The 20,846-nt window shown below is 46.1% G+C and carries 20 protein-coding genes and 1 pseudogene; 8 read left to right on the forward strand and 13 right to left on the reverse strand.

The features are described 5' to 3' along the window. Window positions 1–48: 48 nt before the first annotated feature. The gene (locus C1T21_RS10630) at window positions 49–201 is read right to left on the reverse strand and encodes an FDLD family class I lanthipeptide (RefSeq protein WP_103048208.1); all 153 of its coding nucleotides are present in this window, start codon (window positions 199–201) and stop codon (window positions 49–51) included. Window positions 202–398: 197 nt separating this feature from the next. Here C1T21_RS10630 and C1T21_RS10635 point away from each other — a divergent pair, with 197 nt between their 5' ends. Beyond that, window positions 399–1,760, forward strand: a complete 1,362-nt coding sequence (locus C1T21_RS10635; protein WP_103048209.1) for a lanthionine synthetase C family protein — start codon at window positions 399–401, stop codon at window positions 1,758–1,760. Here C1T21_RS10635 and C1T21_RS10640 read toward each other — a convergent pair whose 3' ends face one another. The 5 genes from C1T21_RS10640 to C1T21_RS10660 all read right to left on the reverse strand — a co-directional run bounded on the left by C1T21_RS10640 (window position 1,761) and on the right by C1T21_RS10660 (window position 6,071). Further along, complete coding sequence (locus C1T21_RS10640) at window positions 1,761–2,495, reverse strand: ABC transporter permease (protein ID WP_103048210.1); 735 nt, start codon at window positions 2,493–2,495, stop codon at window positions 1,761–1,763. Window positions 2,496–2,509: 14 nt separating this feature from the next. Continuing rightward, window positions 2,510–3,217, reverse strand: a complete 708-nt coding sequence (locus C1T21_RS10645; protein ID WP_023987832.1) for an ABC transporter permease — start codon at window positions 3,215–3,217, stop codon at window positions 2,510–2,512. Beyond that, on the reverse strand, window positions 3,214–4,137 hold the full coding sequence (locus C1T21_RS10650; protein ID WP_103048211.1) for an ABC transporter ATP-binding protein: 924 nt from the start codon (window positions 4,135–4,137) through the stop codon (window positions 3,214–3,216). The genes C1T21_RS10645 and C1T21_RS10650 overlap by 4 nt, the downstream gene beginning before the upstream one ends. A 144-nt stretch (window positions 4,138–4,281) precedes the next feature. Further along, complete coding sequence (locus C1T21_RS10655; protein WP_103048212.1) at window positions 4,282–5,352, reverse strand: sensor histidine kinase; 1,071 nt, start codon at window positions 5,350–5,352, stop codon at window positions 4,282–4,284. After that, the gene (locus tag C1T21_RS10660; RefSeq protein WP_103048213.1) at window positions 5,349–6,071 is read right to left on the reverse strand and encodes a response regulator transcription factor; all 723 of its coding nucleotides are present in this window, start codon (window positions 6,069–6,071) and stop codon (window positions 5,349–5,351) included. The genes C1T21_RS10655 and C1T21_RS10660 overlap by 4 nt, the downstream gene beginning before the upstream one ends. 164 nt (window positions 6,072–6,235) lie before the next feature. On the opposite strand from C1T21_RS10660, the gene yhbH reads away from it, so the two are divergent. From yhbH to C1T21_RS28320, 4 genes and pseudogenes are all read left to right on the forward strand, one after another. Next, the gene (gene yhbH, locus C1T21_RS10665) at window positions 6,236–7,402 is read left to right on the forward strand and encodes a sporulation protein YhbH (protein ID WP_023987828.1); all 1,167 of its coding nucleotides are present in this window, start codon (window positions 6,236–6,238) and stop codon (window positions 7,400–7,402) included. After that, window positions 7,399–8,841 carry a SpoVR family protein gene (locus C1T21_RS10670; RefSeq protein WP_103048214.1) on the forward strand — a complete coding sequence of 481 codons (1,443 nt, stop codon included), beginning with the start codon at window positions 7,399–7,401 and terminating at the stop codon, window positions 8,839–8,841. Before yhbH ends, C1T21_RS10670 begins: the two co-directional genes overlap by 4 nt. A gap of 214 nt (window positions 8,842–9,055) precedes the next feature. Continuing rightward, a pseudogene (locus C1T21_RS28315) lies at window positions 9,056–9,349 on the forward strand (Rieske 2Fe-2S domain-containing protein); the annotation flags it as partial. Window positions 9,350–9,697: 348 nt separating this feature from the next. Beyond that, the gene (locus tag C1T21_RS28320) at window positions 9,698–10,087 is read left to right on the forward strand and encodes a hypothetical protein (RefSeq protein WP_308411639.1); all 390 of its coding nucleotides are present in this window, start codon (window positions 9,698–9,700) and stop codon (window positions 10,085–10,087) included. Here C1T21_RS28320 and C1T21_RS10680 read toward each other — a convergent pair. The 7 genes from C1T21_RS10680 to C1T21_RS10710 all read right to left on the reverse strand — a co-directional run bounded on the left by C1T21_RS10680 (window position 10,074) and on the right by C1T21_RS10710 (window position 17,794). Beyond that, window positions 10,074–11,255 (reverse strand): TolB-like translocation protein, encoded by a 1,182-nt coding sequence (locus tag C1T21_RS10680; protein ID WP_103048215.1) that lies wholly within the window; start codon window positions 11,253–11,255, stop codon window positions 10,074–10,076. The genes C1T21_RS28320 and C1T21_RS10680 overlap by 14 nt on opposite strands. A 122-nt stretch (window positions 11,256–11,377) precedes the next feature. Continuing rightward, the gene (locus tag C1T21_RS10685; protein ID WP_103048216.1) at window positions 11,378–12,961 is read right to left on the reverse strand and encodes a sensor histidine kinase; all 1,584 of its coding nucleotides are present in this window, start codon (window positions 12,959–12,961) and stop codon (window positions 11,378–11,380) included. Further along, entirely contained in the window at window positions 12,958–13,644 is a 687-nt protein-coding gene (locus C1T21_RS10690; RefSeq protein ID WP_025723943.1) for a response regulator transcription factor, read from the reverse strand. Before C1T21_RS10690 ends, C1T21_RS10685 begins: the two co-directional genes overlap by 4 nt. A 34-nt stretch (window positions 13,645–13,678) precedes the next feature. Beyond that, window positions 13,679–15,214, reverse strand: a complete 1,536-nt coding sequence (locus tag C1T21_RS10695; RefSeq protein ID WP_103048217.1) for a PucR family transcriptional regulator — start codon at window positions 15,212–15,214, stop codon at window positions 13,679–13,681. Window positions 15,215–15,472: 258 nt separating this feature from the next. Further along, window positions 15,473–16,099 carry an aspartate/glutamate racemase family protein gene (locus C1T21_RS10700; RefSeq protein WP_103048218.1) on the reverse strand — a complete coding sequence of 209 codons (627 nt, stop codon included), beginning with the start codon at window positions 16,097–16,099 and terminating at the stop codon, window positions 15,473–15,475. 22 nt (window positions 16,100–16,121) lie between these two features. After that, complete coding sequence (locus tag C1T21_RS10705; RefSeq protein ID WP_103048219.1) at window positions 16,122–17,072, reverse strand: aminopeptidase; 951 nt, start codon at window positions 17,070–17,072, stop codon at window positions 16,122–16,124. Window positions 17,073–17,098: 26 nt separating this feature from the next. Then, on the reverse strand, window positions 17,099–17,794 hold the full coding sequence (locus tag C1T21_RS10710; RefSeq protein WP_103048220.1) for an AroM family protein: 696 nt from the start codon (window positions 17,792–17,794) through the stop codon (window positions 17,099–17,101). 326 nt (window positions 17,795–18,120) lie between these two features. Here C1T21_RS10710 and C1T21_RS10715 point away from each other — a divergent pair, with 326 nt between their 5' ends. From C1T21_RS10715 to C1T21_RS10725, 3 genes are read left to right on the forward strand one after another with little or no spacing between them, the layout of a single operon-like run. Next, complete coding sequence (locus C1T21_RS10715; RefSeq protein ID WP_103048221.1) at window positions 18,121–18,822, forward strand: response regulator transcription factor; 702 nt, start codon at window positions 18,121–18,123, stop codon at window positions 18,820–18,822. Beyond that, window positions 18,819–20,180, forward strand: coding sequence for a sensor histidine kinase (locus C1T21_RS10720; RefSeq protein WP_103048222.1), 1,362 nt, complete (start codon window positions 18,819–18,821; stop codon window positions 20,178–20,180). The genes C1T21_RS10715 and C1T21_RS10720 overlap by 4 nt, the downstream gene beginning before the upstream one ends. 22 nt (window positions 20,181–20,202) lie before the next feature. Then, on the forward strand, window positions 20,203–20,796 hold the full coding sequence (locus tag C1T21_RS10725; protein ID WP_023987816.1) for a PepSY domain-containing protein: 594 nt from the start codon (window positions 20,203–20,205) through the stop codon (window positions 20,794–20,796). Window positions 20,797–20,846: the final 50 nt, after the last annotated feature.

Raw genomic sequence — 20,846 nt, forward strand, 5'->3', positions numbered from 1 at the left:
AAAGACACGGTTATAGAAACCGTGCCTTTTTTCCATGTATTTTCGTTATTAACACGTTTTGCAGAAGGTAAGACTAACTTGACAATTCAAAGTACCTGTTGCACATGAAGGAGTACAGATAAGACCACTGGCTGGTTGAACCCCTTTTGGAGCAACCTCATTTTTGGCTACTTGCAAGTCCAGATCAAATTGATTTTTCATCTTGTTACCTCCTTTTATTTTTTACAATTTTATTATAAGTTATATAATCTTAACTAGACTTTATATATTTCTTACATTTGTCTTAATTTCAACGAATACATTTAAGATAAACCTTTATTACTTTTTAGTATTTTTAAGGACAGCACACTAGATTTTAGTGACAATATAATGAGGGAAAATATAATGGAGGCTTTCATATGAAAATTGATAGTTTTGTTATACAACAATCCGACCAAGTTCGTGCAAGAGATATTAGTAAAAAAATTGCTTTACGTCTGTGCGAGCCCGAATCCGTCTATTCAGCAGTCCATTCGGAACACAATGTTTCGCCAGAAACAAAGTACCACCCATGGGGAGAAACCTCACTTTCGCATGGTTATCCTGGTAACATTCATTTACTATCGCAATGGCGTGCTACAGACCTTTCGTATGATTGGAATAGAGCCATACATTTAAATATGGCTCAGATCCAATCCTCACTTGCTATAAATGGTCTTCACGACCTCTCTCTTTACAGTGGCTGGGCAGGCATTGCTGCGTCCGTAAGAGAGGCTTCTAATTATGGAGAATACTACAGCAATTTTTCACAGCAAATACATCAATGGATGATGCCTCTAACAGAGCAATGGCTTCAGTCGAACACAGAACAATTAAGTCTTCACGAAGGTATGCCCATGCAATCCTTTGACACCATTTCGGGAGCTTCCGGGATTGGAAGATATATTTTGATAAACTCAACCAATCCTATTTGTACTCCTCTTGTTGAGCCAATTCTTCAATTTCTTACCGATCTTACACATCCCATACATATTCACAATCATTATGTCCCAGGGTGGTACTCCCCACAAAAGTTTCAATTTTTAGACCGGGATAAACGTAACTATCCTCTGGGCAATTTCAATTGTGGAATGGCACATGGCATTCCTGGACCGTTGGCTTTATTATCTGTAGCTTATAGTTCTGGAATTGAAGTAAAAGGCCAATATCAAGCGATTGAAACCATTACGGAATGGTTGCTTAAGTATAAATATGAGGATGAATATGGTAGCTACTGGCCTCATATTGTTCCATTTGAAGCTGAAACAGGCTCTCTGCGGTTTGATTTGGAACGAGCAAGAGAAGCATGGTGCTACGGTACACCCGGCATCACCTGTTCCCTATTTCTTGCCGGAAAGGCTCTCCATAATGTGGAACTGCAAAAATCAGCTGTGAAAGCTTGTGTCGGTGCAATCTCCTATGAGATAGCTAAGCGGGAAATGGACTCTTCTGCACTCTGTCACGGTCTTGCCGGATTACTTACCATCTCTTGGCGAATGTGGCGTCACAGTAAAGAGCCTGCATTTCTCCCGCTTATTCAACAGTTAACGAATTGTCTGCTTGATCGCTTTCAAATGGATAGCCCACTTGGATATCTGGACCCCGAGCCAAGGTCAGATGGCTCTTTGACTTGGCTGACAAAAGCGGGCATGCTTGAAGGCGTTGCTGGGATTGCAGCTGCTTTATTAAGTGTTTCTGAGAACAAAGAGATCGGTTGGGATTACATCCTCATGCTATCCTAACTACAACCAGTCCCTATTCACAAACATCTTTTTCCCACCATACAGATAGGCTAAAAACGTAAAAATGACAATCAAGCCGAGGCTGTAAGGCTCAACTCTGGGTGCATAAGTCGCTGTTTGCGGCATCATAATATAATAAGGAATCGTAAAAGGAAACCACGCACCTATGGAAGAGTGAAAGCCTGTTATGACAATATTAGGAACCACACAACAAATAGACATTCCCAGAGAAGCTCCAAAATTCCGAATTTTTATCGAGAGCATAAGCTGTAGTGCTGCCAGGGGAAAAATCCCGAGCCACCCCCCCAAACCGGTAGAAAGAACGACAGACCAAGGGATTTCTCCTGGAGCACCTGCTATATTTCCACTTACAAAATAGCCTACTATAAATATAAGCTGATCAAGACCCAGTATGAGAATGAGCAATATATATTTTGCATAATAAATTTGCTGACGAGGATACGGGCTGCTTAATAAAATCTTCCATCCCCCATCCCGATGCTCATACGCACACAAAAGAGAAGCGATAATTCCACAATAGAGCGGATAAAAAAACATAGAGTGAAATTGCGCTGAATAAGTATATAAAGTTAACCAGCTGGGCGAAAAAAACTGCTTCAAATCGTTCAGTTCCAGGACTCCCATTAAAGAATTTATGACCGCATCTAATATAATGAGAATCCATAACATGATCCATTGAAGCTTTATCGTCTCTACGCGTAAAATAGAGCCCATGTATCTTCTCCTCTCTATTTGAATTCATGCTTGGTAAACTGTAATGTACCAAGTCCCGTAAAGATGACTCCCGCACTTAAAGCAACGATCACCCAAATCATGTGTTCCTTCATCAGAGGACTTGATAGTGCAGGGTACGACCAAGGCAATATTTTAATCCACAGAATACTTGTGCGTGCCAAAAACAAGCTTGCAATAGAACCGAATATACCAAACGCTAATGGGAATGCCTGATTAGTGAAAAGCGTAGACAGCCAAAGTTGAATTGCAAGTACTGGTAGGGTAGCCAAGCTTGCATTAATCGGCTGTAACAGCATGATCCGCCAAGGAATGGGTTCGTTTGTATATAACACCCAGATGAGGCTCATACCTGCTACAGTGATCAAGGCAGTACCCAACTGCAGAATCACGATCCATACGATTTTGGATAAATAGATATAGCTTCTGGGAACAGGCATGGCCATAAGCTGCTTCCATGTTTGAGTATCATGCTCTGTACCGGCCATAATGCTCGCCAAAAGTGTACCGCCAAGCAGCATCACAAACGAAAGGAACATAAACATAACGGCAAAACCAGCATAGACACCTCCTGGTCCTTGCCGAAAGTAAAGATACCATTCCACGGCAGTCATGCCTGTAAGTACACACCCCTGTATAAGAGGAATCCACCAGCATATTTTCTTCAGCTTAAGCCCCTCTGCCTTTATAACCCGGAGTATCATAAGCTTCGCTCCTTACCTGTCAATTCCAGGAATATCTCCTCCAATGTTTTTTTCTTCTCTGTGACCCGATAAATGGGATGATTGTGTTCCACAAGCACCTTGATCATCTCCGAAGATTGTTGCCGATCTACAATAGGAGTCACGACCTCATTTTGTTCAATTGATTCAGCTCCGGCCGTCCATCCATGCTGAATCAGTGCACCGGCAGCCAGAACAGGATCTGGGGTTTCAATGAATAATTGAGGCTTGCTTTTGGCGGTGAGTTCCTTCATTGTTCCCTGGAAAATCATTTCACCCTGATTAATAATTCCTACATAGGTTGCAATCTGCTCAATTTCGCTTAATAAATGGCTCGAAACCAGTACCGTCATTCCGTAAGCGCCAGGAAGGCTCATAATTAACTCCCGAATTTCCTGAATACCAGACGGGTCCAAACCATTCGTCGGTTCATCAAGTATCAATAATTTGGGGTTCGCAATAAGCGCCATAGCAATCCCCAGTCTTTGTCGCATCCCCAAGGAATATCCCTTTACCGGACGATACGCATCCTTGCTTAATCTCACTAAATCCAGCACTTCATGAATCCTTCGGGTCGGCAGTCCACGCATGGTTGTAACGATTTCCAAATTTCGATATGCAGATAAATGGGCATAATAGGCAGGTGATTCAACCAAGGAGCCAATATCCTTCAATATTTCCATACGCTGATCCTTTAGCTTTTTCCCGAAAATCTCAATTTCTCCGGATGTGGATTTAATCAGCCCAAGCAGCATACGAATCGTGGTTGTTTTACCCGCCCCATTAGGTCCTAAAAATCCATAAATCTGCTGTCCGGGTACCTGGAGATTTATTCGTTTTACAAATTCCCGTTTTCCAAAACGCCTAGTTAGCTGCTGTGTATGTATTACATATTCAGACATTTCCTGATCTCCTCTCGACTTCTAATGCTGAAGCTTAAGTTACATACAGTTTACTGAAGTAAAGTAAACATCAGGTAAACAGTCCCTAAACAACAGGCAAAAAAATCGAGCGAACTCCAAAATGTGAGGTTAGATGTTAAAAAGTTAGATGTTTAGCGGCAGTGAAATCTCCATCCTTGTACCCGCTTTACTGCCTGGAAGGATATGAAGTGTTCCGTTATGCGCTTCAATAAAGCTTTTGGCAATAGGTATTCCATGCCCTTGGGAGTGAGATACCTGCATGAACTTATTGGGATTCATTCCTATTCCGTCATCTTCGATAGAAATAAGAAGCTTATCGTTCGCTTTGTTTACTTCCATGGAAACGTGTGTACCTGGAGGATTATGAATGATTGCGTTAATCAAAAAATTCTGCAGCGCTCTGCCTAATAACTTGCTATCGAAGGACATAATACAAGCCGCCTCCATGGACGTAAAAGAAAATTCGTATTGCTCGGCCGAAGGATGGTTAGCAATATCTATGACCGCACTACGGAGAAACTCCACAATGTCCTCCTTCTCCAATTGGATTGGCAATGGACTTTCCTTAAGCTGCATAGAAGCATTCAAATCCTGAATCAACTGCTTCATTTCAGTCACTTTCTCACTGATACTCATACTAAAGCTTCTTCTTTCTTCATCAGACCAGTCATACTCTTGAGCAGTCAGCATGGCCGCATATCCCTCAATATAAGATAATGGTGTTTTGAGATCATGGCTTACACCTGCTACCCACTGCTGTTTTCGTTTCTCTATTTCCACTCTCTCTTCCTCATTGCTGCGCAATTGTGCCGATAAGATGCTCATTTGTTCAAAAACTTCTTTATACAATTGATACGGAGGTTTATAACTATTTTTCTGATTCTTTTTGCCCTCCGGCAGTTCCAGTTCACTTAGCGGTGCTTGGAATTCCCCCGTCGCAATATTTCCAATCCATTTAATTACATACACCAAAGGTTTGCCTATATACCATCCGTAGGCAGCTATGAACACAACACTCTGCACGATACCAAGTCCTGTCCAGAATAGATCAATATTTATATTTTGAGATGCTCCAAATATACTTTTTATAAAAATATATAAGATCGTGCAAATAACAAAACATAGGACATAGGCCAGTACAAAGCATAACGTTACTTTCATAAAACGAAAGGACATCTTAACCAGAGAGTTCATTCTTGCTCCTCCATCTTGACTGACATCATCATTTTATAACCAAGTCCTCTTACATTGATTAAAAATTGGGGGTGCTTGGGATCAGGTTCAATTTTTTTCCGCAAACGGGAGATATGAATCACTACAGTCTTCTCATCACCCAAGAAGGCCTCGCTCCATATCGCCTCGTAAAGCTGCCGGACACTGAAAATACGATTAGGATGCTTGCACAAAAATACCAGCAGTAGCCATTCACGTGCCGGACACTCGACCTGCTTGTCCTCCACAAACAACACACCGGATTCCAGTTCCAGTCGGAAATATCCAAAATCTAAAGTTCGTAAGGTCGGTTTCATGGCCACTGTCGAAACTTTCCGATATTTCATTCGAGCCTTCATACGGGCAACGACTTCCAGTGGGTTAAACGGTTTGGTAATATAGTCATCCCCTCCGATACCAAACCCCATTAATTTGTCTAGGTCTGTATCCCTTGCCGTCAAAAAAAGAATAGGGGCATCCGTATATAGACGCATTTGGCGACATACCTCAAACCCATCGTTATCAGGCAGCATAACATCAAGTACAATCACATCCACATGCGATTCCATCACGACTTGCAGCGCTTCCCGACCTGTTGCAGCATGCTTGACTTGAAGGAACCCTTCTTTTTTTAACACCGTTGTCAGCATATCCCGCAGTCCCTGCTCATCGTCTACTATAAGTACTGCAATTTCTTCCATAACCCAAGGTTCTCCATTCTTTTTTTACATTTTTTACTTTCATTATAAAAGCAAACGGGCAGAATTAAAATCGAGTTCCATCACATATCGTTCATCCCCGTGAATATACTTAATAACCAACAAGGCCAAACTGTGCCGTGTATCCACTTGGGGGGTGCCTAATAATGCCGGAACCACGCCAGCCATATTCATTCGTCGTATCCCGCGAAGATTGGTCGCTGCATCGCAAAGGGTACCAGGACCAGCAACGTCATCAGCAGAAGGTCAAAGATGTCATTAAGCAAAATCTACCCGATCTGATAACGGAAGAAAATATTATTATGTCGGACGGTCAACAGATTATTAAAGTGCCGATTCGCAGTCTGGATGAATATCGCTTCATTTATAACTATCAAAAGCAAAAGCATGTAGGCCAAGGGGATGGAGATAGTCAGGTGGGGGATGTCATCGGACGTGATCCTGCCTCCCAGAAGCCTGGTAAAGGTGAGAAAGCCGGCGACCAGCCGGGACACGATATTATGGAAACGGAAGTCAGCATAGAAGAACTGGAAGATATGCTGTTCGAGGAAATGGAATTACCGAATTTACAGCAAAAAGATAAGGATCAAATTGAGGTTGAATCTATCGTGTTCAATGATATACGCAAAAAAGGCATGCAAGCGAACATTGACAAGAAACGAACCATTCTCGAAAATCTGCGCCGCAACGCCCGTGAAGGGAAACCGGGCATTCATCATATTAGTCCGGACGATCTTCGCTACAAAACATGGGAAGAGAAGACTATTCCTCAATCCAACGCGGTGATTATAGCCATGATGGACACATCAGGCTCGATGGGCTCTTTTGAAAAATATTGCGCTCGCAGCTTCTTTTTCTGGATGACCCGCTTTTTGCGCCGTCAGTATGAAAAGGTGGAAATTGTCTTTCTCGCGCATCATACCGAGGCTAAAGAGGTTACGGAGGAAGAATTTTTTACCCGCGGAGAAAGTGGCGGCACGATCTGCTCTTCCGCTTATTTGAAAGCACTGGAGATTATCGACAAACGATATCCTCCTTCCAGCTACAATATTTATCCCTTCCATTTCTCGGATGGTGATAATCTGACCTCGGACAATGAGCGGTGTGTGAAGCTAATCGAGGAACTTATAAAGCGGAGCAATATGTTCGGCTATGGGGAAGTGAATCAATATAATCGCAGCAGCACGCTGATGTCAGCCTACAAGAATATTAAAAAGGATCAGTTTATGTACTATGTCATCAAGGAAAAAGGTGAGGTATACCAAGCCTTACGTACCTTTTTTCGCAAACGGGAAGGGGGATCGGTGGGATGAGTACCGACCAGAAGGAGCTAGAATATGCGATATCAGAAATTATGGAGATTGCCGATGGATTCGGGCTCGACTACTACCCGATGCGGTATGAGATTTGTCCGGCGGATATTGTATACACGTTCGGAGCCTATGGTATGCCCACGCGCTTCAGCCACTGGAGTTTCGGAAAAACGTTTCACAAGATGAAAATGCAGTACGATTTTGGATTGAGTAAAATCTATGAGCTGGTCATTAACTCCAATCCCTGCTACGCCTTCCTGCTGGAAGGAAATTCTTTGGTGCAAAATAAACTAATTGTCGCTCATGTACTGGCACACTGTGATTTTTTCAAACACAACGCCCGCTTCTCAGCTTCTAATCGCAATATGGTAGAGAGTATGTCGGCCACAGCAGATCGAATCAACAGCTATGAAATGGAATACGGTTCAAAGGCTGTGGAATCCTTCATTGACTCAGTACTGGCGATACAAGAGCATGTGGATCCACAGATTATCAAACCAAGGCATCTGGATAAACAGCGCTACATGGAGCTCAAAATTCGGGAGCAGAAAGAACCTGGCAAACGCCAGCGCCCCCCTGGGCCTTACGATGATCTGTGGTCACTGGACACAGTGAAGCAGCATGATCCGGCCGAAACCGAGGGCATCAAGATACGCCAGTTCCCGCCGGAACCTGAAAAAGATATCGTCTGGTTTATTCAGGAATTCTCGGAGGTGCTGGAGGACTGGCAGCGGGATATTATGACGATGCTGCGGGACGAAATGCTGTATTTCTGGCCCCAAATGGAGACCAAAATCATGAATGAAGGCTGGGCCTCCTATTGGCACCAGCGGATTGTAAGGGAACTGGATTTGACCGGGGAGGAAACCGTTGAATTTGCAATGCTGAACGCTTCTGTCGTACAGCCTTCCAAGCAAAGCTTGAACCCGTACTATTTGGGGCTGAAAATATTTGAGGATATTGAAAAACGATGGGATAACCCAACCCGTGAGGAGCAAGAGCGACAAGGACGCAAACCGGGCGAGGGTCGAGCTAAAATGTTCGAGGTACGAGAGTTCGACTCAGACACCTCTTTTATACGCAATTACATGACCAAGAAACTGACAGAGGATTTGGATCTGTACGTGTTTGAGAAACGGGGACCCGATTGGAAAATTACCGATAAATCTTGGGAAAACATACGGGATCAGCTCGTGTTTTCACGTGTGAATGGAGGCTCCCCTTATATCGTCGTCGAGGATGGAGATTACCTGCATACGGGCGAGTTGAAGCTCAAGCACCAGTACGAAGGCATTGAGCTGGATTTAAAATATATGGAGCGCACACTTCCGTATGTATATCAGCTGTGGGGGCGCACCGTTCATTTGGAAACATTGATTGAGGGTAAGCTCGCCTTATTCTCATATGACGGTAAGAAACATCATCGTAAGTTTGTATAGTCATACAAAATCAAATAGCCAGCCTAATTAAAAAAAGGTGCATTCCTAAAAAGGATATGCGCCTTTTTTTACTATTTCATACAACCTTAAGCGACCTTCATTTCTTGCCAATTTCAGGACGCCTGTTTCGTTTTGGATCAGGGGTGTATTATACTAATATGATAAATGACCCACGGGTCATAGTTGAGAAGCAGAACGAGGAGCGTTGATATAGATGAACATCCATCCCAGCTTTCGTGAAGTTCGTGAAAGTGATCAGCAGGTATTCCCGATCGCCTGGTACGCCGTTGGCTGGTCCAAGGAACTAAAAAATAAACCGCTTAAAAAGCGACTGCTTGGCAAAGATATTGTCCTGTACCGTGATGATCATCGTCAGGTACATGCCATCCATGCTTATTGCCCGCACTGAGGAGCTGATTTGTCGCTCGGCTATTGTCAAAACGGGCACATCACATGCCCATATCATGCATGGTCTTTCGATGAGAGTGGACAGTGTGTGGATATTCCGGCACATCCGGGACGGGCTATTCCTGAGTTTGCTCATACCTATGCCTGTCCCGCGATTGAAAAAGCCGGCCTGCTGTGGGTATATCCTCAGGCCGTTGGCTCAAAGTATGAGATAAACTCAGGGTTGGGAACATCCACATCCCCACCTCCTCTGGAGATTTTCCCCGAGCTGGAGGACCCCTCTCTCATTTTGTCTCCCTACGATTCAGTGTGGAAGGCACATCTGACGAGAGTTGTGGAGAGCGTGCTGGATGTCGCTCATTTGCCAATTGTCCATAACAAAACGATCGGTAAAAAATCCTCCACCGACATTCATATCGAGTTTGAAGCGGATGATAATCATATTCGGGTGAAAAACGGGAATGGACTATTACAATATACCTTTCCACAGCAATGGATTTTGACTCCCGCCAAGGAAGGACGCAGCAAGTTTATTAATTTCGTCACTTTCACTCCGATTGAGCAAGAGTTAACGGCCATCTACGGACTGGCTGGACGTAATTTTGCCAAATTTGTACCGGGCATGAGCCATATTTTCTCCAGATACAGTGGCAAGGTGCTGGAAGAGGATCGGGCCGTGGTGGAAAGTCAGCATCCGCGTCCAATCCCAGAAGCTCTGCGAATGGAGGCACACGTCCCCGCTGATGGACCTCAGGTTCGGTTTCGCAACCGCTGGTACGATTTCCTTGTCAACGATGAGCCTCGTGTACGACTGAATCCAGAAACTACTTCCTCTTAAATTCGACGATGTAGCTTTGATTGAGCTGTTTTCCACCTTCCGAAATGTTCTGGTACATGGATAAAAACCGGGCGGATGGGCTCCATACCGTTGGGCTGTCATAGGATTGGATATCGGTCGTAACCGGAGTGGTTTTACCCGTGGACTGGTCAAACACATACAGCCCTCTCATGCCTTGCTGATCCTCATCATAAATGGAAAAAGCAAGCTTTGACCCGTCGCTGGACCAGCTTCCACGGCTCATTAAAGTACCTTGACCGACGATTCCCTTCTCTTTGCCCTGTTCATCCAAAATGATCATACGGGCTGGTTCGGATGTATTCCATTTCCGCTTTTCAATGGCAATAGACTTACCGTCAGGCGACACGGCAAAGGACATGGCACCCTCTGCAATGGTCACAGCCTGAGGATGATTGAGGGTGAACCGATTCAGCACCGGATACCCTTGTTTATCACTGCCTGTATAAAATATGGCGTTACCCACTTTTTCGACATGAGACATCAATTCAGAGCGATTCGGATCTTGAAAACTCAATTCTTCAGCTTTGCCGTCCAGACCAATCAGCTGGATTTTACCATCCGGTGTGCCTGTAATGAGATCATTCTCATCGCTCCAGCTCACTTCGTTAGTCATATCCAGCTTGCCAATCGATGTAACCTTACCACTGCTTAGTTCCAAAATGTAGCCCTGAATATCATATTTGCTGCTGATGCTACCTTCAGTAAAAAAGACATGGCGCTGATCCGGTGATACCACAGCAAGTAACTGTGGAGCCTTACGACCTGGTGTTAAAATCCGCTCCTTGTCTGTCTCTACATTATGAATCCACAGCTGGGTTTTACGCTCCACAATCAGCTCTTCGTCGCTCAGCCAAGACCTCGCGTAGACATCCCCCAGCCTGTCGATAGACGATACCACCAGTTCGTCCGTTACTTGCTTCTGGGGTGCATCCGTGTCAATCACAGTAAGCTGTTGGCCCGGTTTCATACCGAATGCTGGATTTGTCTCTCCTGCGCTCTTCATGCCGCAACCACTGAGCAATCCCCCGGCGATTAAGCCGATCATGAGCACCCCCGTGGCTTTCTGTCTGAAAACTCTTGTACGGGAATCTTCGCGATGAGAGGAGCCGTTCTTTTGCCCATAGCTGTCTATGTTTTTCTTTATCATGTACAACGGCCTCCTTGTTAACGATACCCCCAGTTTAATGCCCGAACATCTCATGAATACATCGAATTGTTTCCAAGTTGTAAACAAGACACCATTCTAGCCCAGTGCTAACAATCGGCCGTTTACAGGGAGCTATCGTGAACCAAGAGGGGAAGTCTAAGCGAAAATTCATTACCACTTACATTCGTATGGCCGTTGCCATTTTCCAACCCACCATGATCTGAAGCTGTAAGCTGCAACTCTCCCCCCATGCGCTCCGCCAGTCTGCGCGCCAGAGGAAGACCGAGTCCCGTACCGCTGTCCTGACGAGATCGATCACGACTTAAGGTAGCGAACGGCTCAAAAATCATGTCCCATTTCTTCCTAGGAATCCATGGACCGGAATTACGTACATACACCATCACAGTGTCCTGTTCTACCCGATTCGATAACGTAATCCATCCACCGTCCCGATTGTACTTCACTGCATTATCCAGCAAATTCAGTACAATATGCATCAGATGCTTAGGGTCTCCCCACACCTGGGCAGGAACGACATCTATCGAAAAATTCAGTCTACGCGCTGCCGCTTTTCCTCGAATACGGCTCCCTGCATCTTCCAGTAACGAATGCAGTTCCACAGCCTCTGTATGCAATTCAAAATCATATTTATCCAGCACAGATAGCCGCAGCGAGTCCTCGACAAGCTCGTACAACCGTTTTGTTTCCTTGCTGATGCTTTCTCTCGCTTCACGCACCAGTTCAGGATCATCCCCATACATATCCAATAAATCAGCATAAGCTTGAATAGAGGTTAATGGGGTCTTTAGTTCATGGCTGATATTTCCAATAAAAGATTTTTGCTGTTGCTCCAGCTCTCTCAAACGCTGAACCGCTTCTTCCAGCCGGAGCTTTTCGTTTTCCAGCGCCGTAATGCTCTTCCGGATCACATGACTCATTTGGAGCATTCCTTCATCCAGTCTTCCCAGTTCATCCTGCCGACGCAGCAGTCTGGCTTCCGGATAATGCCCTGCCGATATCTGTTCGGAAGCACGAGTCAGTCGTCCGATGTCCCTCGTCTGGCGGCTGACATAGCCTAAACCCAAAATAAAGCTCAATACCAGCACCGCACCCCCCGTCCATAAAAACAAGTGGGCAATGGCCCCGTAGAACTGCTGCTGCGCTTCTGTTGAGCTGTGAAGCTGTACCACTCCCAGTAAGCCGTCTGGACCTTGAAGCGGAGCCAAATAAGTGATTGCGCTTCCTTCCGTAATATACGCAATTTTGCCTTGGATCGCATAGGAGAGCGCCTGGCTGACATCTGTTCTAAAAGCCAGCGGTAGAGAATTGCCAACCTCATGCCCCTGACCATCATATAAAATAACGCGCATATTACTGGATATGCCCAGTTCCACTGCGAGTTGAGGTGCCTGCTTCTTCATAAAGTCTTCCGGTGATTGGCGCACTCCCAACAGGTAAGACTGTTTTACACGCATTTCTACAATTTCGGCCTGACGCTTTAAGCTGCGTTCCATTTGGTCTGTCTGGTTAGCACGAATGCCAGTAAGCACAAGCCAGCTCAGCACACCGACAGTAAAAAGCAGCAAAGCCGCCAGTACCAGCGGAAATTTCCAACGCAGGCTCAAGCCTGTAGGGTTGCGTTTGCGCTTCTGTTGGTCGGTGGACCGCAAGCTTTCTTGCTGATGGAGTGAATGATGTTCGTTCACGTCATTTTCTCTGCCTTATAGCCGATACCATACACGGTCTGCAATATCGCCTGGTGTGGCTCGAGCTTCTTGCGCAAGCGCTGGATATGAATATCCACCGTCCGTGTTCCGCCCACATAATCGAAGCTCCATACCTGCTCCAGCAGCTCGTCCCGTGTATATACCCTCCCGGCATGAGACACCAACAGCGCCAGCACATCAAACTCCTTGGGGGTCAGATCCAGCGCTATGGCTCCAAGTTCAGCTGTTCGGCTGGACGGACGTACCCGTAATGGGCCGAGTACCATTTCTGTTCCTTCCGGCGCAGGCGCTCCTTCTCGCTCCAATCTCCGTACCAATGCTTTAATACGAGCGAGCAGCTCCCTTAGGTCAAACGGTTTGCTCATAAAATCGTCCGCACCCAGCTCCAGCCCGAGTACCTTATCAACGATATCGTTTTTGGCCGTCAGCAGTAAAATACCGATGCCCTTCCGACTTTCCAAACGGCGGCACACCTCATATCCACCCAGTTTGGGCATCATCACATCCAGTATGAGCACATCCGGATGGAACAAACGCACTTTTTCCAAAGCGTCCTCCCCGTCAACGGCCGTTTCCACCAAAAAACCCTCTCGCTTTAATGCATAAGCCAGCGCATTTCGAATGCTCGCCTCATCGTCCGCTATCAGTATTTTTTTATCCATGTCCTGCCCTCCCTGCATAAAAAAACCGCTCCAGCTACCTATGTTCCCGCAAATAATAATGAATCAGACATGTATGACATATAAACTGCTCACGTGGATCGTTAAGATCAAAATCTGTCATGTCGCGTATCCGTTCTAATCTGTATTTTACTGAGTTACGATGTATAAAAAGATAATTGGCTGTATCTACCAGACTGCCCCTGTTTTCCAAATAATAAAATAACGTTTTGAGTAAGTCACTGCCATGTGAGCGATCATATTGCTGAAGTCTCCCCAGCTTGCGTTCAAATAAATTTGAAAATTCCTCTTTGTCCATCGCTTCTCCAAGCATATAGTGCATCTCTATATCGCTGTATTTGCATACACGTTTATCAGGATACAGTCGCTGAGCTACAGTAATGGCACGACGTGCCTCATTGTAGCTTTGCAGCAGCTCCCATAACTTTTTGGCACTTCCGATGCCTAAATAATAATCGGCGGTACCCCAGGCTTTTTCAGTCGACCAGTTTTTCAGCGTATCACTCCAGGACATTTCCTGATCAGAGCCAGGTACATTCTGGTGATCATTCTGCTGAAGAGTTGGCAGAAATAATATCGCCCGATTTGAACGAAACTCAATATGAGACACCACACGCCGTCGGGTCGATTCCATACTCAGTAGCCCAGAAAGAATCTCTTCTGGCGGAGCCGCAGCACTTTCCAGTACAGCCACCTCCCAGTCATATTCCGGATTGAATCCCAATTGACGACCTCTCCGCTCAACCTCATGCCGCAACGGCAACGGAGGTGTCATTAGCTCATCTATAAAGTTCCCCCGTAGTCGGCTTTCCGTATCTTCTACCGCCTTTTCACGCATTAATTCCAACGCCATCACCAGCCGTGCCTGCTCAATACCAACCTGCTCCATATCATCCAGCTCATTGCGGGCAATGACCAACTTGGCAACTGTACGTTTATCCACGCTAATGGGAAAATGACGAGCATCTTGTACCATCGTCCAATCCCATTCTTGTGGTGAAGTGACAATGGCTTGACCTCCATTATCAATCAAAGCAACCGGAGCTTTAAAAAGCTCTGCTATATTATCGCTTACAGCCTGTATGCCACTGTTTTCCAGCACCATCGTCGTTAACGTTCGATAGATTTCTTCCGAACGTCGCAGCAGCTCTGCCTGTCGGTTCAACACCATATCCATGACACGCTGCGTAATATCCGTATAAGGAATATCAGCTGGAATCTCAATCACAGGAAGGCCGCAGGCATTGCTTTCTTCCAGCGCACTGTGGGGAATTCCCGTGAGAAAGCGGGTAGGCTTGATCACAAGCGCCGCCGCTCCGCCCTGATGCAGTAATTGAATAATTTGACACAATACCTCAGGCTCATGACGGATCGAATAAGCCGTTGTCATCAACAATACACCTTCCCGGACCCAGCCTTTCAGGTCAGGGACTTCCATAATGTCAATAAACCGGACAACCCGGCTTAGCCCTTGTTCTCCGCTTAATACCTTCGCCTCCTTCAACACGGGTATTGCCAAGAGCTCTTGAACTGTTACACCCGGTATTTTCATAAAGACAGACCACCCTGCTATTTATTTTGCAAAATCCTTAGCTCATCTAATTTTCAGGATAGTGTACCAAAAAAGTGTACAAAACAAAACCTTTTACCGCTTGGTCAAGTCTATCCACACCAGCCTATTCCTATCTTTAGGAGCTCAATGGAACCTTAATAAACCGCCCTTTTCTGGAAAAGGCGGTTTATTTTAATATTCAACTATTTATAATGAGGTTTAAGAACTATCCTGCTTGTTCCCCACACGAAGTGGCTGCTAGCGTACCGAAACGGCTGCACCCAACGCCACAATCGGGTCAATAGCCCGAATCCCTAGTGTACGCTCCAGCTCTGGCGCAAAGTTCATCGTTACAAAACCTGTGCAGGCAAGTACGATGACCTCAGCCCCCTTTTCCTGAAGCCGCAACGCTGCTGCCATAGCTGCCTCTTTACCTTGTGGAGTGTTCAAGTCCAGTGTCGTCTGCACACCTATGGGACGCTCTGTACCGATATAGGAACTGCCTAAAATGCGGCGAATCAGCGGCGGAGCCTCCTCCAAAATGGTCAACACGCCTACACGGCTGGCCGATGTCAGAGCCAAGAGTGCCGCACAGGACCCCGCCCCGTATACAGGTACAGATACAGCCTGACGAGTTTCCTCTAGCGCTGGATCAGCCGCGCAGCTAATACCGATAGACGTACAACCTTGTTCAACGAGTTGTTGCGCCGCGAGCACAATTTTAGGCACCGCTTCCCGGTCTGTGATATCATCGTAGATTCCTTTCGGCTGATCGGGGATACATACACTGGTGACAGGCAATCCGTAGCGCTGCTCAATGACCCGGCCATGAAGGTCGATAGCTACTTTGTCCTGCATGGTAAGCACTCTGATCATTCCAAGCATGATAACTTCCTCCCTTCTCCCTTTATCTCTCTAGCAACTGACCAACCTTCATAATCAGACGATCATCCAGATATACATCTGGTTTTTGTACGACTCCGTCAATATGTACACCCGCAGCGACAGTTCCCCCGAAGGTATTATTGCTGCCAAAGGCGACATGAATCGTGCCATATACTTTCTCGTCTTCTAACACAACACCTGTAATGCGGGCTTTATCATTCGTTCCAATACCAAATTCAGCCAGCATTCTACCATCGCCTTCGCCGAGCATATCCAACAGGGACTGTCCGGCTTCCCCTTCTGCGGCGATCAATCTGCCATTTTGCACCGTCAGCAGCAGCGGCTCTTTTAAGGCACCGATTCCTGCGACGGAACCGTCCACCACAATCTGACCCTGTGCCGTTCCTTCCAGCGGAGCAATATACGCTTCACCGGAAGGCAGGTTCCCCGATTCGCCAGGATTCAAATACATACCTGTGCTGGGAACACCGTTGCGCCCTTCTATGGTAAAGTTCAGGCTATATCCATCCTTTTCAATCCGTACCTGCTTGGCAGCAGTCAGCAATGCGGTCACCTCTTCGGTCAGCGCCTTGACCTTCGGATAATCAGCAGCAATTGCTCCATTCATGAACATATCGTCTGTCATGCCAGGCATGGTCGCTAGGCGTGCTCCAGCAGCTGCGGCTTGCTTGCGGGCACTTGTATGTGTCAGCGAATACCGAGTGACACATACAACAACGTTGGAGCGAAGCATGGCTTCGGCAACAGGGGCCGGAGGCTCCTCGCCCGATTTGGAGCGAACCTTCATCGTCAAAATAGCTGCTTCTGCCCCCAGTGCCTTGCCAGCTTCATATATGGACTCGCCCAATTCTTTTTTATCATCGTCGGTTACGACCAGAAGCGTCTCCCCAGCGGTAAGTCCCAAACATTTTTGCAATACATTTTTACTGATTTCAATACGTTGTTGACTCATAGTTCTTACCTCCAATTTTTTGCTCCTTACACCATTTCCGATACCAGTTTGCCAATCAAGGCATTGGACAATACAACGGGAATCCCTGAGTAATGCGCCGCTAGCTCTCGATGCGTTTCCGTATAGCCCATGCAATCCAGCACGATCAGATCGGCTTGATTCTTGAACTGTCCAGCTGCTCGGCAAAATTCTTCCTCACTGCCACTGTAAGGCGAGGCCGCCGCAAACTCTGGATTCAAACCATAAGGACTGAATTTAAGCTTGAGGTTGTTCTTCTGTTCTTCGAGCGGTCCAATGAGACCCAGTCTTCTTCCGCTGGATATGGCCTTTAGTACAGGGGGAAGCACATGATCTGGCTCAATTAGAAAAGCGCTTCGGGTATGCAATCCAGGAAACACACCGGTACAGAGTAGCAAAATAGTACGTATGCCTTGCTCCTCCAAACGTGTGATTTTGTCTTGGAGCAGTGGCTGGATTTTTTCGCGTGAAATGACCACCGACTCCCCGGTCGTCAAGCGCGAGGTTAATACATATTCTCCTGGTGACGGTGATAGATGCTGTTGTATATAGTCCAATGAGAGCCCATCCAGCGCACCGGCCTGTACCAGCTCTGCCCGTCCTTCCAACGTCCTTTCTACGATAGGGGCAACATCTGACCGTGGGGCTTGCCCAATCGTAATCATCCCAAGCTTATGCATTTTGAATCCCTGCTTTCGCTTCATTTTATTTTACGCTCCTGGCGACAAAGGGCAAGCCCGCGGTCTGCCCTTATTTCGGTTCTGGTGAATAGTTTTAACTTATGTTACTGCAACTTTCCTCACATAAACAATGTTCGTCCTGACCAAAACAAAGGCTTGTTTGTTGTGCATAAAGGATAAAAAAACAAAATCATAGCGCTATTATTACATTTTATCCCTTTTTAATGTCAAGAAATATAACACATCATAAATATCTCTTCCCTCACTGCCGTGCGCTTTGAAGTGTCTTACCTGTCCGTATATGCTAAAATACTTCCGTATCGGCTATTCGCCTACAGGAGGGCATGATCATGAAACAATCTATTTTGATCGTAGAAGACGAAGAAAAGATTGCCCGGCTTCTAGAGATCGAACTTCAATTTGAAGGCTATCAAGTATGTAAAGAAAAAAACGGAATTGATGGGCTGGAGACGTATTGCAAAGGTAATTGGGATTTAGTGTTGCTGGATATTATGATTCCCGGTCTCAATGGCATCGAGCTACTTCGGAGGATTCGTAAGCATGATGCGAACGTTCCTGTCATTTTGCTGACGGCTAAAAGTTCCATTGCAGATAAGGTCGAGGGACTCGATTTGGGAGCCAATGATTATGTTACCAAACCGTTTGTGATCGAAGAGCTGCTTGCACGTGTACGGGCCGCACTCAGAGTGGGTGCAGCAAAAGATATGGCTCCACATGTGGTAGATAAATGGCTTAGTGCCGGGGATTTACGTCTCCATGAAGGTACTCGTGAAGTTCTTCGAGGAGAGCACAACATTGAGCTTACACCGCGAGAATTTGACTTGCTCGTTCATTTACTCAGACATCAGCGGCAGGTACTTAGCCGTGAACAATTACTGGAGAATGTATGGGGCATAGATTATATGGGCGATACCAATGTGGTCGATGTGTATATTCGCTACGTGCGCAATAAAATCGACCCTACGCGCCAGCTCCCTGAGCTGATCCATACTGTACGCGGAATTGGTTATGTACTGAAGGAATCTTTATGAAGCTACAAAACAAAATCCATACGTACACCTCGTTATTATTCGCGGTCTTACTTGTAGCCATTAATTTTTCGATCTATTTCCTATTCAGCCAACTTTCGATAGACAGTCGAAAAGACCAGGTAGAGGCCGCAGCAGAGAACATAATTCGCGGCATTCAACGCGCTTCGGTATCCGTAGCCGCAGAGGACCTTCTCCGAGCCTATGTACCGCTGGATGGCATGCTTCGGCTGATGAGGCCGGAAGGCGATTTTCTTCCCCCTATCACCTCTTCTTCCGAGCAGTCTCTCAGCTTGATGAAGGGCGTTTTTGATGAAACACGGCAGGTTCGCATGATTACCTATGAAAGCAACCGTTACATTCTTGTATCGGTCCCCATGATTTGGACCAATGGTGAGGTTGTCAATCTCCAGGTGATCGAAAGTCTGCAACCAACGATGCAGACGCTACAGGTACTCAGAATCGTACTTGTTGCTGTCACTGGAATTGCGCTCATTCCTGTCGTGGTATCGGGAAGACTGCTCGGCAGACTGATCACACGTCCAATCACATCTATGATTAGTACGATGAAAGAGATTCAGCGTAGCGGGAAATTTAAACGTCTTCCGCTCAATTCGTCATCACGCGACGAACTGGTCGAAATGGGTGAAACGTTTAATGACATGATTGAACTGCTGGAGCGGAATTTCGTCCGGCAAGAACAATTTGTATCTAACGCGTCCCATGAATTGAAGACACCGCTCACCATTATTGAAAGTTATGCCAGCCTGCTCAAACGGCGGGGGTTGCAGCATCCCAACATTTTCGCCGAATCCGTTGAAGCGATCCATTCCGAGGCGATTCGAATGAAGGACATGGCAGAGCAGCTTCTTCTGTTGGCCAGAAACGAAGAACAATGGAATGTCGTGCTGGAGCCTGTACGCCTGACCAGAATAGCGACAGAATTAAAAGCTACATTTGAAAATGCGTTCGCCCGACAAATTCAACTGGATGTACAGACAGACTGCATTGGCTATACCGATGAAAATAAGTTGAAGCAGCTCCTATTTATCTTTTTGGATAATGCACGCAAATACAGTGACGAGCCGATACACCTGATGATTGATACGATAGGCGGTACAGCTCAACCCTGCATAAGAATCACAGATCAAGGAATTGGAATCCCGAAAGAAAAGTTATCTAAAGTATTCGACCGCTTCTATCGTGTGGATGAAGCCAGAAGCCGCCAGGAAGGTGGGGCTGGGCTAGGCTTATCATTGGCTACAGGAATTGCACAAGCTATACATGCTCAAATTGGGCTAGAAAGTGTAGAGGGGAGCGGAACAACTGCAACGATCATCCTCCCTACCGTTCCAAAATAATAAGCCAAAGGAGGGAATAACGATGAAAGCCATCTATGTGTGGATGATTGGGGGTACGCTGGCGGCTGTATTGATTACAATTTGTCTTTTACAGTGGCCTTGGGCACGGTCGTTAGCAGCTTCTCCATTGGAAGAAAAGGCCGTCATCCAATCCGTTTTGCATCAGTATCCCGGCGAGGTGCTCGAATCCCAACGCTTGGGTGATTTTTATCTGATCAGGCTGGAACGCGCCAAAGGGAAGTACGATATAAAAGCCAATGCCTATGACGGTGTCATCGACTCCATTAAGCGGACACAGGCTTATACAGATGCGAAGCAGGAGCCCCAAGATCACAAGCCGGGTACCTCACCAACCAGAGACACATCGAATCCAGCTAATAAACCTGACCCGGTTTCTCTCGTTATTACAGAGAAAGAAGCAGCCAAGCTTGCTGCCAAAGCAGTTAACGGAACATCCGATGATATTGAGCTTCATCGCAACGACAAAGGCCTCTACTATCTGGTTGAGGTTGAGGTAAAAGATGGGCGTGAAGCAGTAGTACAGGTCAATGCAGTATCGGGCTCTATCGACTCTATAACGTGGGAAAAAGAAAAACAGGAGCACAACGAATCATGACGACTTGATGATCATCTCAGATCATGTTTTCTCATGGTTTTCTCATGATT

Origin of the sequence: Paenibacillus sp. F4 (genome assembly GCF_002894905.1) — a bacterium.
In the GTDB taxonomy this organism is placed as follows: Bacteria; Bacillota; Bacilli; order Paenibacillales; family Paenibacillaceae; genus Paenibacillus; species Paenibacillus polymyxa_B.

Bases quoted from the DNA above. Each gene is read 5' to 3' on its own strand.
- C1T21_RS10695 (WP_103048217.1), bottom strand. From the start codon at position 15,214: ATGAAAATACCGGGTGTAACAGTTCAAGAGCTCTTGGCAATACCCGTG.
- C1T21_RS10630 (WP_103048208.1), bottom strand. From the start codon at position 201: ATGAAAAATCAATTTGATCTGGACTTGCAAGTAGCCAAAAATGAGGTT.
- C1T21_RS10720 (WP_103048222.1), top strand. From the start codon at position 18,819: ATGAAGCTACAAAACAAAATCCATACGTACACCTCGTTATTATTCGCG.
- C1T21_RS10645 (WP_023987832.1), bottom strand. From the start codon at position 3,217: ATGATACTCCGGGTTATAAAGGCAGAGGGGCTTAAGCTGAAGAAAATA.
- yhbH (WP_023987828.1), top strand. From the start codon at position 6,236: ATGCCGGAACCACGCCAGCCATATTCATTCGTCGTATCCCGCGAAGAT.
- C1T21_RS10660 (WP_103048213.1), bottom strand. From the start codon at position 6,071: ATGGAAGAAATTGCAGTACTTATAGTAGACGATGAGCAGGGACTGCGG.
- C1T21_RS10635 (WP_103048209.1), top strand. From the start codon at position 399: ATGAAAATTGATAGTTTTGTTATACAACAATCCGACCAAGTTCGTGCA.
- C1T21_RS10715 (WP_103048221.1), top strand. From the start codon at position 18,121: ATGAAACAATCTATTTTGATCGTAGAAGACGAAGAAAAGATTGCCCGG.
- C1T21_RS10705 (WP_103048219.1), bottom strand. From the start codon at position 17,072: ATGAGTCAACAACGTATTGAAATCAGTAAAAATGTATTGCAAAAATGT.
- C1T21_RS10710 (WP_103048220.1), bottom strand. From the start codon at position 17,794: ATGAAGCGAAAGCAGGGATTCAAAATGCATAAGCTTGGGATGATTACG.
- C1T21_RS10690 (WP_025723943.1), bottom strand. From the start codon at position 13,644: ATGGATAAAAAAATACTGATAGCGGACGATGAGGCGAGCATTCGAAAT.
- C1T21_RS10680 (WP_103048215.1), bottom strand. From the start codon at position 11,255: ATGATAAAGAAAAACATAGACAGCTATGGGCAAAAGAACGGCTCCTCT.
- C1T21_RS10670 (WP_103048214.1), top strand. From the start codon at position 7,399: ATGAGTACCGACCAGAAGGAGCTAGAATATGCGATATCAGAAATTATG.
- C1T21_RS10650 (WP_103048211.1), bottom strand. From the start codon at position 4,137: ATGTCTGAATATGTAATACATACACAGCAGCTAACTAGGCGTTTTGGA.
- C1T21_RS10725 (WP_023987816.1), top strand. From the start codon at position 20,203: ATGAAAGCCATCTATGTGTGGATGATTGGGGGTACGCTGGCGGCTGTA.
- C1T21_RS10700 (WP_103048218.1), bottom strand. From the start codon at position 16,099: ATGCTTGGAATGATCAGAGTGCTTACCATGCAGGACAAAGTAGCTATC.
- C1T21_RS10655 (WP_103048212.1), bottom strand. From the start codon at position 5,352: ATGAACTCTCTGGTTAAGATGTCCTTTCGTTTTATGAAAGTAACGTTA.
- C1T21_RS10640 (WP_103048210.1), bottom strand. From the start codon at position 2,495: ATGGGCTCTATTTTACGCGTAGAGACGATAAAGCTTCAATGGATCATG.